Annotated in this window: 14 protein-coding genes and 1 riboswitch; of the genes, 2 read left to right on the top strand and 12 right to left on the bottom strand. The window is 74.5% G+C overall.

Going from position 1 to position 14,293, the window contains the following annotated elements; genetic code table 11:
- From FH969_RS13380 to FH969_RS13355, 6 genes are all read right to left on the bottom strand, one after another.
- A partial coding sequence (locus FH969_RS13380; protein WP_139987610.1) for a hypothetical protein occupies positions 1-206 on the bottom strand: 206 nt, incomplete at its 3' end.
- A gap of 92 nt (positions 207-298) precedes the next feature.
- On the bottom strand, positions 299-700 hold the full coding sequence (locus FH969_RS13375; protein ID WP_246071954.1) for a PH domain-containing protein: 402 nt from the start codon (positions 698-700) through the stop codon (positions 299-301).
- A gap of 80 nt (positions 701-780) precedes the next feature.
- The gene (gene hisG / locus FH969_RS13370; RefSeq protein WP_108717445.1) at positions 781-1,626 is read right to left on the bottom strand and encodes an ATP phosphoribosyltransferase; all 846 of its coding nucleotides are present in this window, start codon (positions 1,624-1,626) and stop codon (positions 781-783) included.
- Between the two features lie 101 nt (positions 1,627-1,727).
- Positions 1,728-1,991 carry a phosphoribosyl-ATP diphosphatase gene (locus tag FH969_RS13365; protein ID WP_139987606.1) on the bottom strand — a complete coding sequence of 88 codons (264 nt, stop codon included), beginning with the start codon at positions 1,989-1,991 and terminating at the stop codon, positions 1,728-1,730.
- A gap of 142 nt (positions 1,992-2,133) precedes the next feature.
- On the bottom strand, positions 2,134-3,165 hold the full coding sequence (locus tag FH969_RS13360) for an ABC transporter substrate-binding protein (protein ID WP_139987604.1): 1,032 nt from the start codon (positions 3,163-3,165) through the stop codon (positions 2,134-2,136).
- Between the two features lie 72 nt (positions 3,166-3,237).
- On the bottom strand, positions 3,238-4,029 hold the full coding sequence (locus tag FH969_RS13355) for an ABC transporter permease (RefSeq protein WP_139987602.1): 792 nt from the start codon (positions 4,027-4,029) through the stop codon (positions 3,238-3,240).
- A gap of 116 nt (positions 4,030-4,145) precedes the next feature.
- A riboswitch (FMN riboswitch) is annotated at positions 4,146-4,286 on the bottom strand.
- 114 nt (positions 4,287-4,400) lie between these two features.
- Here FH969_RS13355 and FH969_RS13350 point away from each other — a divergent pair.
- Positions 4,401-5,342 (top strand): ATP-grasp domain-containing protein, encoded by a 942-nt coding sequence (locus FH969_RS13350; protein ID WP_246071952.1) that lies wholly within the window; start codon positions 4,401-4,403, stop codon positions 5,340-5,342.
- A 29-nt stretch (positions 5,343-5,371) separates the two neighbouring features.
- On the opposite strand, the gene rpe is transcribed toward FH969_RS13350, so the two are convergent.
- The 6 genes from rpe to FH969_RS13320 are packed head-to-tail and all read right to left on the bottom strand — an operon-like array spanning position 5,372 to position 13,515.
- The gene (gene rpe, locus FH969_RS13345; protein ID WP_108717449.1) at positions 5,372-6,037 is read right to left on the bottom strand and encodes a ribulose-phosphate 3-epimerase; all 666 of its coding nucleotides are present in this window, start codon (positions 6,035-6,037) and stop codon (positions 5,372-5,374) included.
- A gap of 57 nt (positions 6,038-6,094) precedes the next feature.
- Entirely contained in the window at positions 6,095-7,831 is a 1,737-nt protein-coding gene (locus FH969_RS13340; protein ID WP_246071950.1) for an RsmB/NOP family class I SAM-dependent RNA methyltransferase, read from the bottom strand.
- A complete protein-coding gene (locus tag FH969_RS13335; RefSeq protein ID WP_139987599.1) occupies positions 7,828-8,790 on the bottom strand; it encodes a methionyl-tRNA formyltransferase in 963 nt (320 codons plus the stop codon). Before FH969_RS13335 ends, FH969_RS13340 begins: the two co-directional genes overlap by 4 nt.
- Positions 8,791-8,799: 9 nt before the next feature.
- Complete coding sequence (locus FH969_RS13330; protein ID WP_246071948.1) at positions 8,800-9,510, bottom strand: HAD family hydrolase; 711 nt, start codon at positions 9,508-9,510, stop codon at positions 8,800-8,802.
- Positions 9,511-9,520: 10 nt separating this feature from the next.
- Positions 9,521-11,629: a primosomal protein N' family DNA-binding protein gene (locus FH969_RS13325; protein ID WP_218975321.1), complete on the bottom strand. Its 2,109-nt coding sequence runs from the start codon at positions 11,627-11,629 to the stop codon at positions 9,521-9,523.
- A complete protein-coding gene (locus FH969_RS13320) occupies positions 11,629-13,515 on the bottom strand; it encodes an HNH endonuclease signature motif containing protein (RefSeq protein ID WP_139987597.1) in 1,887 nt (628 codons plus the stop codon). The genes FH969_RS13325 and FH969_RS13320 overlap by 1 nt, the downstream gene beginning before the upstream one ends.
- Before the next feature lie 436 nt (positions 13,516-13,951).
- On the opposite strand from FH969_RS13320, the gene FH969_RS15510 reads away from it, so the two are divergent.
- Positions 13,952-14,293: hypothetical protein (locus tag FH969_RS15510; RefSeq protein WP_218975320.1), on the top strand; the 342-nt coding region annotated here is incomplete at its 3' end.

Genomic DNA, 14,293 nt, shown 5'->3' with positions numbered 1-14,293 from the left:
CCACCGAGGTCCTGCGCGCCCTCGAACGCGTCGCCGCCGTGCTGGAGCAGGGGGACGTCACCGAGCTCGAACAGGTCCTCACCACGCATGCCACCACGTTCGATCCCGACCAGCTGCGCCGGATCGCCACCCACGCCGTGGCCGTGGCCGACCCCGACGGGGCAGCGCCCAGCGAAAGCCTCAAGCACATCCAGCAGGGCGTCCACAACCGCGCCGACAACCCTGCCGACGACGACGTTGCCAACGATCGCGAGGCACGTCCGCTGGACCGGGTCCGAGACGGCTCGCCGACCTTGGCTCAGTGCTCGCGCGCTCCACCGAAACGCTCGGCGAGGGCCGCGAGCCGTTGCGCCTCGCGGCGGGCCTGGGCGCCGTCCGCGGACTGGACGGCCATGACTGCGAGCTGCTCGCCGTCGGCCAGGTCGAGCTGGGCCCAGGCGCGGTCGGAGGAGAACCGCACCGAGACGACCTCGTTCCATGCAACCCGCGTGGTACGCACGAGGTTGCGCACGGTGATGCCGTCACGATCGGGGACAGCCGTGACGGTCCCTTGCCGCCAGAGGATGACGAGCAGCGCCCCAGCGAACACCACCATGAGCAGGTAGTCCGACAGCGTCAGCACCGTCGCGGCGTTCGGTCGGACGAATACGAACAGGGCGATCAGCGAGGCGACGATGACCGGCGCCAGCACGACCGTCACACGCCTGGCCAGGCGCGGACGGAACGGTGCGAGCGCTCCGGCTGGTACGCCGTCGGGCTCGACCGGACCTCGCGGAGCAGTCACAGGCGCGTCGCGTGGATCTTCGTGACGAGGATGCCGCGGGCGCCGATCTCGTAGAGCTCGTCCATGATGCGGTGGCTTGCGGAACGGCGCACCATGACGCGCACGGCGGCCCACCCGCTCTCGCGCAGGGGCGAGACCGTCGGGGACTCCAGGCCGGGTGTGACGTCGACGGCGCGGGCGACCCGCTCCAGCGGAATGTTGTAGTCCATCAGCACGTACTCGCGCGCCGTGAGCACACCCTGGATGCGGCGGTCGAGCACGTCGAAGCCCGGGCGGATCTCACCGACAGGTCGGATGAGCACGGCCTCGGACGTGAGCAGCACGTCCCCGAACACCGAGAGGCCCGCGGCCCGCAGTGTGGAGCCGGTCTCGACGACGTCGGCGACGGCGTCGGCGACCCCGAGCTGCACCGTGGACTCGATCGCGCCGTCGAGCCGGATCACCTCGGCGGCCTCGATGCCGCGCTCGGCGAGGTACTTCTCGACGAGCACCTTGTACGACGTCGCGATCCGCGTGCCGGCGAGGTCCTCCACGCGCGAGATCGACGCGGGCGGCGCGGCGAAGTGGAAGCGCGAACGGGCGAAGCCGAGCGCGCGGTGCTCGATCGCCTCGACCCCGGAGTCGACGAGCAGGTCTCGGCCCGTGATGCCGGCGTCGACCGTGCCGTGGCCCACGTAGACCGCGATGTCGCGCGGGCGGAGGAAGAAGAACTCGACGTCGTTCTCGGCGTCGACGAGGACGAGCTCGCGACCGTCGCGGCGCTGGCGGTAGCCGGCCTCCGCGAGCATCTGGGCGGCGGGCTCGGACAGCGACCCCTTGTTGGGGACGGCGATGCGGAGCATGGGAAACCTTCGGTCAGGCGGATCGTTCGGACGAGGCGCTGGGTGGTACTGAGGCGGCACAGGGTGGCACGGGGCTGGCACCAGGCCGCGACGGGGCCACGTCACAGATGTCGGTACACGTCCTCGAGCGTCAGACCCGTCGCGATCATCATGACCTGCGCGTGGTAGAGCAGCTGGGACAGCTCCTCCGCCGCCCGGTCGGCGCCCTCGTGCTCGGCTGCCATCCAGGACTCGGCGGCCTCCTCGACGAGCTTCTTGCCGATGGTGTGCACGCCGGCGTCGAGCTCCTTCACGGTGCCGGACCCCTCGGGGCGGGACACCGCCTTCTCGGAGAGCTCCGCGAACAGGTCCTCGAACGTCTTCACGGGCCGTGAGTCTAGTGGGCGCCCGTCATCCGGACCCGCGGCGCCCGGCGACTGGTTGCGAAGCATCGCCGGACGGGCGGGACCACCCGCCCCCGCAGCTCCCCGCGCGCCCTCGCAAGACGACCCCCGCCGAGGGCGAGAGTCAGGGGTTGGTGAACCCGCCGTCGGGCACGCTCGTGATCATCCCGGCGGCGAGCATCGCCTGCGCCATCGCGTCCCACTCGTCGGGGTCGGTCTCGCCGGTCGTGGACAGCAGCGGGATCGTGGCCTGCAGGACGGCGAGCGCGTCGGTCTTGGCCTGGCTGGTCATGCCGGGGATGTAGCCGTCCGCGGCGACCTCGACGGCGCCCTCCGGGTCGTCCTCGACGGCGGCGACGCCTTGCAGCGTGGCCGTGACGAACGCCCAGACGGCGTCAGGGTCGGACTCGAGCACGGCATCGGGCACCGCGATCCCGACCCCCACAAGGCGGCCGGGCTCGAGCGTCGTGACGGCCATCCCGCCGGCCTCGATGCGCACCGCGTCGCCGTTGAGGTAGCCCATCACGGCGTCGACCTGCTTGGTGAGAAGCGCCGTCGTCTGCGTGTAGCCGATCGACTGGATCGTGACGTCTGACGGCGTGAGCCCCGCCTCGTCCAGCAGCACCAGCAGGCCGAGGTACGTCGCGCCGTACTCCCCCGGCACGCCGATGGTCTTGCCGCGCAGGTCCGCCGCGGTGGTGATGCCGCCGTCGGCGGGCGCGATGAGAGCGACCGGCGACGTGTCGTACAGGGTCGCGACCTGGGTGAGGGTGCCGCCCGCGGCGCGCTCGGTGAGCACCTCGTCGCCGCTCGCGACGACGACGTCCTCCTGGCCTTGCTCGATCGCGGTGAAGAGTCCCTCGTTCGCGCCGTGGTGGCGCAGCGTGACGTCGAGGCCGGCGTCGCGGTAGTAGCCGAGCGAGTCCGCGAGGTAGAAGGGCGAGAACTGGATGTCGGGGACGTACGTCAGGCCGACGGTGAGGGGCGTGAGCTCGCCGGTGCTCGCCGTCGTGCCCTCGGTGGCGGCATCCGTAGCGGCATCAGCGGAGGCCGACGGCGCGGCGGTCGGTCCGTCCGTGCCACCCGTGCAGGCGGTCAGGATCAGTGCGGCCGCGGCGGCTGCGGTGCTGAGGGCGAGGAGGGGGCGGCGGGTCATGGTCGGCTCCGAGGTGGTCGGGGGTCAGGGGTGGGCTGGTCTGGGGGTCGGGTCAGGAGAGATGACGGAGGATCAGCGCTCGGTCATCGCGAGCGCGCGCTGCTCGAGCAGGCGGACGAGGAGATACGCGGTGGTGGAGACCGCGGCGAGGACCACGAGGGTCGCGAACAGGCCGGCGGTGTCGGCGCGATCGCGCTGGGCGACGAGGAGCTGGCCGAGGCCCGTGCCGCCGATGACGAACTCGCCCACGACGGCGCCGGTCATCGCGAGCGCGACGGCGGCGCGCAGCCCGGCGAGGATCTGCGGCAGCGCGAGTGGCAGCTCGATGTGCCGCAGGAGCCGGACGGTGCCCGCACCGTCGACGCGTGCGGCGGCGAGGACCTCGTGGTCCAGGCCGCGTAGGCCGAGGCTGGAGGCGATCACGAACGGGAAGAAGACGAGCAAGGCGGCGAGCAGCGCCGTCGTGCCCGTGCCGTAGCCGAACCACAGCACCAGCAGCGGCGCTATCGCGATGGCGGGCACCGCCTGCGAGACCACGATCCAGGGCTCGACGGCGGCCGCGGTCCGGCGCGAGTGCACGATCACCCAGGCCAGGGGCAGGCCGACCACGACGGCGAGCACCACACCGCGCGCGGCCGCGCCTCCGGTCGCGGCGATCGCGGGCCACAGGTCGCCCGTGGCGGCCAGCTCGCCGAGTGCGGTCACGACGGCGGACGGGGTGGGCAACAGCGTGGGCCCGAGGGCGGGCGCGGTCAGCGCCCAGGCGACGACGACCGCGACGGCGAGCAGGACCGCTGGCAGGGCAGCGGAGACGACGGCGAGCGCACCGCCGCGCGTGTCGGTCCGTGTCCTGCGGCCTGCCATGGTGGTTCTCCCCGGTGTCGCGTCGTCGCGTTCCGGGGGTGCGCAGAGGCTGCGCCGAGTCGCGACACCTCGGGCGGGTCGACGGCGCGCGTCAGCCCGCGCCGCGGGACGCGACGCGCGTGCTTCCTCCCATCCGGACTTTCACCGTCGGTCCTGGAGTTCCACCAGGTCAACCGCACGCCTGCCCGTTCGGGCAGATCGTGCGGGTCGCGGACTGTCACCGCCGGCTCGGACTTTCACCGACCCCGGAGCACGTTGTTCGGGGTCATCGTAGCCGCGTGCCGCCTGCGACACCTCCTGGGCACGTCCGGTCCGGCACTGGGACAGGCAGGCTCACGGTGCTCGCGCGGCGGTCCCTAGACTCGGGCGCCGTGAGCGATGAGCCCCTCGACGCATCCGCCGACGCACCCCGCATCGCGATCGTCACCACCGACCCGGCCTGGTACTCCCCCGTCGACCCGGACCGCGACACCGCTCCCCTCCTCGACGCGCTGCACCGACGCGGCGCCCGCGCCGAGGCCGTCGTCTGGCACGACGAAGGCGTCGACTGGGCGGCCTTCGACGTCGCCGTCGTCCGCTCGACCTGGGACTATGCCGAACGCCCTGGCGACGTCGAGCCCTGGCTGGACCGAGCCGGCCGCGGTACGCGGCTGCTCAACGAGCCCGAGCTCATCCGCTGGAACCTCGACAAGCGCTACCTGGCGCAGCTCGCGGAGGCGGGGATCGCCGTCGTGCCCACGACCTACCACCTCGACCCCGACCACCTGCCCGACGCCCTCGCGGCCCACGGCGCCTACGCCGCCTGCGACCTCGACGCGCACGTCGTGATCAAGCCCGCCGTCGGCGCCGCCTCGCGCCTGACGGGCCTGTTCCGCGCGGACGACCCGGCCGCCCTCGCGCTCGCCCGCGCCGTGCTGGCCGAGGGCAACACCGTGATGCTGCAGCCCGAGGTGCCCGAGCTGTCGGCCGGCGCCGAGAAGGCGCTCTACCTCGTCGACGGCGAGGTCACCCACGCGATCGCGAAGGGCGCGCTGCTCGCGCGGGGCGGCGGCCTCCTCGGCGGCGTCTACGAGGAACGGCCCGTCGTGGTCGAGGCGAACGACGGCGAGCGCGCCTTCGCGCGCGAGGTGCTGTTCGCCGTCGGGCGCGTCACCGGGGTGGCGACCCCGCTCTACGCGCGGATCGACATGGTGGACTCCGCGGCGCACGGGCTGGTGCTGCTCGAGGCCGAGCTGTTCGAGCCGGCCCTCAACCTGCACCTCGTACCGCACGTCACCGAGCTGGTGGCCGACGCGATCCTGCGGCGGGTCTGAGCGGACGCTGCCCGCCCGGCAGCCGGCGATCAGTGCGCGTGCGCCCCACCGGCGAGCCCGCGCAGCTCCGCGATCGCCGCCGCCGCGTCCTCCGCGCGGTAGACCGCCGACCCGGCGACGAACGTGTCCGCTCCGGCCTCGGCCGCTCGCTCGATGGTCTCGACGTTGACGCCGCCGTCGACCTGAATCCAGACGTCGAGGTCGGCCGCACTCACCGCGGTCCGCGCGGCGCGGATCTTGGGCAGCATCGCGTCGAGGAAGGACTGGCCGCCGAACCCGGGCTCGACCGTCATGACGAGCAGCATGTCGATCTCGGGCAGCAGCTCCACGAGGCCGTCGAGCCCGGTCGCGGGCCGCAGCGCCATCCCTGCGCGCGCCCCGAGGCGACGGATCTCCCGCGCGAGCCGGATCGGAGCCTGCGCCGCCTCGACGTGGAACGTCACGCCCTGCGCCCCCGCCTCGGCGTACTGCGGCGCCCAGCGGTCGGCGTCCTCGATCATGAGGTGAACGTCGAGCGGCACGGGGCTGTGCGGCAGGATTGCCTCGACCACCGGCAGCCCCCACGTGAGGTTGGGGACGAAGTGGTTGTCCATGACGTCGATGTGCGCCCAGTCGGCGCTCGCGATCCGGGCGAGCTCGCCGCGCAGGTCGGAGACGTCGGAGTTGAGGATGCTCGGGGAGATGCGGATGCCCACGAGACCCGAGCCTAGTCAGCCCGCTCGCTCGTCGCCCGAGCCCTCGGAACTGACCCGTCAGGTTCGGCGCAGCAGCGCGAGGAACATCGCGTCCGTGCCGTGCCGGTGCGGCCACAGCTGCGCGTACGGGCCCGCGCCCACGTCGGTGAGCCCGGGCGCGATCTCCGCGAGCACCGCCGCGGCGTCGACCACCTCGACGTCGGACCGCTTGCGCAGCACCGCGTCCACCACGCCCCGGGTCTCCGCAAGGTGCGGCGAGCACGTGACGTACGCGACGACGCCCCCGACGCGCGTCGCGTCGAGCGCCGCGGTCAGCAGGTCGCGCTGCAGCGCCGTCAGCGGCGGGATGTCCGACGGCGAGCGGCGCCATCGCGCCTCGGGTCGCCTCCGCAGGGCGCCCAGTCCGGTGCAGGGCGCGTCCACGAGCACCCGGTCGAACTGCTCGCGGTGCGTCTGCCCGACCTCGCGCCCGTCCCACTCGACGACCTCGACGAGGCCGGGGGCGGCCTGCTCGATCGCCTTGACGCTGCGCCGGAGGAGGCCCACGCGGTGCGGCTGGACCTCACCGGCGACGAGGCGACCCGCACCCTCGGCGCGCTCCGCGAGCACCGCGCCGAGCAGGGCAGCCTTGCCGCCGGGGCCTGCGCAGACGTCGGCCCACTGCTCGTCGCGGCCCGTGAGCGGCGCGGCAGCGAGGGCGAGCGCGACCACCTGGCTGCCGGCGTCCTGCACGCCCATCCGGCCCTGCCGCACCGCGGCGATGCGGTCGGGTGCGCCGCCGAGGAGCCGCCACGCCGTCGGGACCGTGCCCTGGGGCTCGATTGCGCCGTCGTGCTCCTCCTGCGCGAGCTCGTCGGCGCCGACGAGGCCGGGGCGCGCGACGAGGGTGACGGCGGGCGCGGCGTTGTCCGCCGCCAGCAGCTTCTCCAGCTCGGCGGGGCTCGCACCGCCGGCGGTGCTTTCGACGGCGAGCGCCTCGCGGAACGCGCGGGCGATCCAGGCGGGATGCGCGGTGCGCTGGGCGAGCAGCTCCAGGGGGTCGGCGGTGCGCTCGGCCATCCGGCGCTCCCACTCGGCGAGGTCGGCGCGCCCGATCTGGCGCAGCACGGCGTTGGCGAACGACGACGCGCCCTCGCCCGCGACCGCGCGGACGAGGTCGACGGTCTCCCCCACGGCCGCGTGCGGCGGCACCCGCATGCCGAGCAGCTGGTGCGCGCCGAGGCGCAACGCGTCGAGCACGCGGGGGTCGATCTCCTTCAGGGGTCGCGTCGAGGCCATCGTGAGGATGGCGTCGTAGCGGCCGCGCAGGCGCAGCGTGCCGTAGGCGAGCTCGGTCGCGAACGCGGCGTCCCGGCCGGTGAGGCCGCGCTCGGCGAGCATCGGCGGCAGGACGAGGTTGGCGTAGGCGTCGGAGTCGGCGACGGCGCGCAGCACGTCGAAGGCTGCCCGGCGCGCGGGGTCGGTGCGGCCGGGCGGCGCCGTGCGCGGCTCGCTGCGAGCGGGGCGACGCTCCTGCGGCCGACGGCGGTCACCGCCGCCGCGTGCGGTGTCGCCCCAGCCGCCGCCCGTGCCGCGCCGGGCACCGCCGGAGCTCGCCGAACTGCCCGAACCGCGCTGGCCGCTGCCGTTGCCGGTGCCGGTGCCGCCAGGGTTCCGGGGCCCGCCGTGCCCGCGCGAGCCGCCGCCACGCGGTCCGCCGCCGGTGCCGCCAGGGTTCCGGGGCCCGCCGTGCCCGCCCGAGCCGCCGCCGCGCGGTCCGCCGCCGGTGCCGCCGCCACGCCGATCGCCGCTCACGCCTGGAACCTCGCTCCGTCCTCGAGCCGCGCCCCGCGCGCCCATGCGGCGGCGGGCATCCACGCCTTGCCCGCGGGCGCGACGTCGCCGAGCTCGACCACGCCCCCGCCCGTCCCGACCCACACCGCGTCCTTGGCGGCGCGCAGCTCACCCGCGGCGAGTGCGTCGGGGACCTCCGCCGGGATGCGCCGGGGCAGCCACGAGGGGCGGACCGGACCGACCTTGAGCCGCACACCGTCGAGCTCGGTCCAGGCGCCCGGCGCCGGCGTCATCGACCGGACGAAACGGTCCACGGCGAGCGCGGGGTCCGCCCACGGAACCCGGGCGTCGGCGACCTCGATCCGCGGAGCCAGGCTCACGCCGTCGGGCGCCTGGTCCGTCGCGACCGCGGAACCGTCGGCGAGCGCGTCGAGCACCGAGAGCACGAGCGGTGCGCCGGAGACGGCGAGGCGCCCGAGCAGGTCCCCGCTGGTGTCCCGGGGCCGGATCGTCTCGGTCATCGTGCCCAGCACGGGACCCTCGTCGAGCCCGGCGGTGAGGCGGAAGACGGTCGCGCCCGACAGCTCGTCGCCATGCCGGACCGCCCACTGCACGGGCGCGGCGCCTCGCCACGCGGGCAGCAGCGAGAAGTGCAGGTTGACCCAGCCGTGCGTCGGCAGGTCGAGCAGGTTCGGCGGCACGAGGGCGCCGTAGGCGACCACGACGGCGACGTCGAGCCGAAGCGCGCGCAGGTGATCCTCGGCGTCGGGCGTGCGCAGGGTGGGCCACTCGAGGACCTCGACGCCGAGCTCGCGAGCGGCGAGGGCGACCTCGCTCGGCTCGGGCTCGCCGCGGCGCCGGCGGCGGGCCGGTGGGCGGGTCAGCACGGCGACGACGTCGTGCCGCTCGGCCAGCGCCCGCAGCGTCGGCACGGCGACGTCGGGCGTGCCGGCGAACAGGACTCGGAGGCGGGAGGTCACCCGGAGAGTCTAGGAGGGCGACTCCGCGGCGACCGGCGCGACGGGAGCGTCCACGGTCGCGGGGCTGCGCGCCGTGAGCGCGGGCGAGCCGGGCGTCCCGGCCGCAGCACCGACGTCGACGCCGAGCGACCGCAGCCGCTCGCGCAGCCCGTCCGCGCCGGTGAAGACGTGCCCGAGGAAGCCGAGGGCGAGCGCCGCCTCGACGTTGACCTCCTTGTCGTCGACGAAGAGCGTGCGCGTCGGCTCGACGCCGTAGCGCTCGACGAGGACCGCGAAGATCGCCGGGTCGGGCTTGATGAGGCCTACCTCGCCGGACACGACCACGCCGTCGAGCGTCCCGATGACCGGCGCCACGTGCACGCCGTGCGGGAAGGTCTCGGCGGACCAGTTGGTGAGGCCGTAGGTGTGCAGGCCGGCGGCCTGCGCCTGCGCGACGAGCTCGGCGACGCCGTCGACGGGCCCGGTGAGCGTGGCCGGGAAGGCGCCGGGATAGTGCGCGACGACGCCCGCGTGCTCGGGCCAGCACTCGGCGACCTCGCGCTCGAGGTCCGCCCACGTCTCCCCCGCGTCCGCGCGCAGGTTGAGGGTGTGGAAGTCGATCTCCGTCATGACGGCGTCGAACTGCTCGCGGCTCAGGTGCGGGTAGGCGCGGGCGGGCTCCCAGTCGACGACGACCTGCCCGAAGTCCAGCACGAGGGTGTCGATGGCGGGAGACGGCACGTCCCGATCCTCACATGTCGCGTGGGTCGACGACGACGCGCACCGACCCCGCACGCTTGTGTGCGCTGCGTACCCCGAGTCCGGCGCGGACGGCGGCGCTGAGCTGCGGCCCGAGCTGGAGCGGGGCGCGCAGCACGGCCCGCACGGTGTCGACGCCCTCGTCCTCGCCCGCGACGGGCGCGGGGAACGGGCCGAGGAGCTCGGCGCCGTCGGGCAGCTCGATCTCCATGAGGAGGTCGGTCACTGCCCCGAGCTCGCCGGTGAGGGCGACGGCCCGCACGGTGGGCGGGAAGCGCAGCTCCCGCCGCTCGGCGAGGTCGCGCTCGGCGAACGTGACCGGGTCCCAGCGTACGAGGGTCTGGAGCACGCGGGCGTCTCCGCCGCCGGTCAGCACCACGCGCCCGCCGTCGTGCGCCGAGCGGACCAGCGACGCGGCGTGCAGCCAGCGGCGCACCGCCTCCTCCCCGCCCGAGAGGCCGGGCAGCGAGGTGGCGAGGGCGCCGTCCAGGAGGACGGCGGCCGCGTACCCGCTGGCAGCTTCCGGCTCCGACCCCGGGGTTGCGACGACGATCCGCGGCCGCTCGTCGACGTCGGCCACCACCCCGCGCGCGGCCTCGCTCACGACGACGGGCGTCTGCGGGAACGCCCGCCCGAGCTCCTCGGCGGTGCGCTGGGCTCCGACGCGCATCGCGCGCAGCCGGTGGCCGTGGCACTCGGGGCAGGTCCAGCCCTCGGCGACCGTGCCGCACGTGCCGCAGACGGGCGCGGGTGCGGCGTCGGTCGCGGCGAGCGAGCCGCCGCAGGCCGGGCAGCGCGCGATCTCGCGGCACCGCGCGCACACGAGGTGGGGCACGTAGCCGGCGCGCGGCGCCTGGACGAGGACCGGCCCGCGCTCGAGCGCGTCCTTGACGGCCCGCCAGGCGGGGGTCGGGATGCGGGCGGCGCCCCCGGGGCCGGCCCGCTCGAGGTCCTCGGCGTCGGGTGCGGTCACGCGGGGTGCGGTGCGGCGCACGACGGCGCGGTCCCCCCGCAGCGAGACGGCCCACCCGGTCGCGACGAGGTGCTGCGCCCACGTCGAGCGACTCACCGAGCCGAGCAGAAGCGCGGCACGCTCGGGCTCGGCGCGCAGGGCGAGGACCTGGGCGGCGTGCGGGTAGGGCGCGCGCTGCTCCGCGAGCGAGTCGTCGCCGTCGTCCCAGCACACGAGGAGGCCGAGGTCCGGCATCGGCGCCCAGGCGGCGGAGCGGGTTCCGACGACGATCCTCGCCAGCCCGGTCAGCGCCCGCAGGTGCGCGCGGGCACGCACCGAGGGACCGTCCGAGGCGACGAGGCGGACGACTTCCTCCTTCAGGGCCTCCGCGAGAGCGGGGACGACGCGGTCGACGTCGCGGACGTCGGGGACGACTATCAGCACGCTCCGGCCCGCGGCACGCGTGGCGCTCGCGGCGGCGACGAGCATGTCGCGGGCCGCGGCGGGCGTGCCGGTGTGGGTCCACACCGCGCGCGGCGCCTCGCCGTCCGCGAGGCGTCGGAGCAGGGCTTCGCCACCGGTGATGTCCCGCCAGCCTGCGGGATCGAGGTCGGCAGGCGTCGGCGGCTCGCCGGCGTCGTCGGCGGCCGAACGGCGCCCCTCGCTGTCGCTGGTCTTCGCCTCGCGCTCGCCGTCGCGGGTTTCTGCCTCGCCGTCGCCGGTCTCTGCTCCGCTCGCACGCCGCTTCTCCAGAGCCGCCAGCACCCCCGCCTCCGCACGGGCGTGGCGCGGAGGCACGGCGAACCGCACGACGTCGGGGAGCGAACCGGCGTAGCGGTCCGCGACGACTCGCGCCAGGGCGAGCACCGTCGGCGTGAGGGTGGCCACGGGGGACACAAGGCGCCGCAGGGGCGCGAGCCGTCGGGCTGCGTCCTCCTCCGTGGCGTCGCGGACCCTCAGCACCCAGCCGTCTCGGTCGCGTCCCGCGAAGGGCACCTTGACGCGCATGCCCGGGCCCACGGCGTCGGGCGACTCTGCGCCCGGGAGCGTCGTGGGGACCAGGTAGTCGAAGGGGCGATCGAGGTGCGGGAGGGGGACGTCCACCGACACCTCGGCGATTCTCTCGGTCGGCCCTCCCACGGCGCTCATCAGATCACACCCCGTTCCGCGCGGGCGGGCGGGACCGGTGCGAGGCGGGTCACGCGCCCGGCGAGATCGCGGCGCAGACGCTGGCCGAGCGGTGTGGTCCAGACGCTCGCCCCCGACGCGTCGAGGGCGAGGTGGAACCCCGCATGCGTCTTGAGCACGTGGTGGCGGCGGCAGCCGGGGCGGAGGTTCGCTCGGCAGGTGGGTCCGAGCGGGTGGGGAACGACGTGGTCGCAGTCCGTCCGCGTCGACGGAACGCCGCAGATGCCGACGACGCACGTCGGGTGATCGACCTGGACCACGCGGCGCAGCCAGTCCGGGATGTCGTAACCGGGCACGACAGCATTGACGTCTCTGGCTTCAGCGGTTGCCCCCGTGGTGCCAGGCTGACGTGGTCTCGACGATGGTCCGTCGAGGGCGCGTTCGTCCGCCGCGACTCCTTCCGAGACCAGCACGCGCACCCAGGGCGGCGGCGCGGCTGCGACCTCTCGCGCAACCGCCGGCGCGAGCGGTCCGAAGCCGAGCAGCTCGGCAGGAGTGCCTCGGCACGGCGGCGCCTCGAACGGAACAGCCGTAGGTGGGCCGCACGCGTGCGGATGGTCCGGGCTGCTCGGGGAGCCGAGCATCGCCTCGCGATACTCGTCCGCGGGGCTCGGCTCGCCGTCGTGAGCCGGATCGAGCGCCGCTCGTGGGATGACGAGCGGGACCCGGTGCCCGTGCGTGTCGAAGGCCTTCCCGACGACCGCGAGGCCGCTCGGCAGTGTGTCAGCGGGCGCAGAAGCCGGGCCGGGGCGCTGAGATGCCGACCCGGGAGTCGGGATCGAGCCGCCGGTGGGAGGCAGCGACCGCTCGGTCGGCGGCAACACCTCACTGGCCGGCGACGGCGACCCGTCGGGACGCGACGGAGTCGGAGACACCGCGATACGGCCCATCGGGACCACGCCGAAGGCGGCGCCCCGCCCGTCCGCGCCGTCGGTGGGTCGTTCCAGAGCAGGTTTGCCGGACGAGGGCTCGCGCTCGGACACCGGCACGGACGGGGGTGCGGACACCGGTACGGACGAGGCTGCGGTCGAGGGCGCCGCGATCGGCAGCGGCAGCGGCTCGAGGTCCGCACCCACGCGGGGAACGGGCACCTCGCTCGACGAGTACCAGACGAGTCGACCGCGCTCGAGGGCCCTTGCGGCGAGGGTCGTCAGTGCGTCCGCGCGCAGCTGCTCCAGGGTGCGTCCGTCTCCGCTCGCCCGCGCCGCGCGCGCAGCGAGCTCGCACGCGTGCTCGACGCTGGTCACGTCCACGAGAGGCGCGACGAGAGTCACCGATGCCATCCCGTCCGGACGTGTCCGCACCCGCGACAAGTGGCGGGCGGCTCTCGCGCCGCAGTGCCGTTCCGCCGCGGTTCGGGAGTCGGCCGCCACCACGGCCCGCTGCACCCGACGCGCCAGGGTGTGCTGCGACTGGAGCGGGGCATCGGGCAGGACCTCGTCGCACACCGCGAGACGAACGGCGTCCTCCTGGTCGGCCAGTGCGTCGATGAGGACCCGAGCCTTGCCCGAGTCGATCGCTCCGGTCTCGAGCGCCTCGCGCACGGGGAACAACGAGCCCGTGAGTGCCACACCCTCCCCCACAAGCCGTTGAGCCTGTTGCCCAGAGACACCGAGCCTGACGCTCAGCTCCTCCGCGGCGGCGCCGCGCACCAGGACTCGCTCCGGCAGCCATCGGGTCTCGGCATCGCGGCTGCGGCGTTCGAGGGCTGCGGCCGCTACACGCAGGCCTGCCGCCGCCCACGCTTGGACGTGCGCGAACGCAGCGGCGAGCTCGAGGATCTCGATACTCGACAGCTGGCCGCGTCCGATGGCGTCGAGCACCTCGGACTGAGCCAGCTCGCCCAAGGCGGCGAGGGAAGACGGCGTGGGTGCCTCCGCCCCGTCAGGCCCGCGCCGCGACGACGCAGTGGCCACAACCACGCGCTCATCCCAGCCTTCGGTCCACGTGTCCTCGAACATGCGTACATCGTAAGTCGGACCGCCGACATCGAAGCGCGGTTATACGTGACGAGACAACATTTGTGGACAACTGGCCCAAAGGTGACGCCAGGGACTCCTGGGGACAACCGACGGAACAACAGCGTGGGGCGCTGGATGTATGTCACCCCGGTTCCGAGCGTGCGTTCGGCCCGGGGCTCGCCGAGGTCCATCGTCGCCGGTGGCGAGACGATGCGTCCTGCCTGGTGTACCCCGCCCTGTATCCACAGATGGCGGGTTACTCTTCCGCAGCGCCGACGTGGACTTCTAAGGTGCCGTGACGAGCCACCGAGAGGACATGCGGATGCGACGCACGAGGACACCCGTAATGGGGCCCTCCCGATCCGCCACGCGCACTGGCGCTGTAGCCGGGGTTGTCCTGCTGCTGGCTGGCTTGGTCGCGGCGTGCGACCCCGGAGACTCGCCAAACCCGACACCGACGACGGCGCCGCCCGCCTCGAGCGCGACCAGCGAGACGCCGACCCCGACGGCGACGGCGAGCCCGACACCCTCGGCCGAGGATACGCACATTGCCGAGGCAACCCAGGCGGCCGTTGCCTACAAGAACGCGATCAATCGAGTAATGGCGCACGGGTTCCTCAATTGGCGCGAGGAGCTTGCGTCCTTCTGGGGCACCGCCGAGCTT

The organism is Miniimonas arenae, assembly GCF_006351005.1.
In the GTDB taxonomy this organism is placed as follows: domain Bacteria; phylum Actinomycetota; class Actinomycetes; order Actinomycetales; family Beutenbergiaceae; genus Miniimonas; species Miniimonas arenae.
The sequence above is the reverse complement of the archived record's forward strand: the minus strand, read 5'-3'. Positions and strand labels throughout refer to the sequence as shown.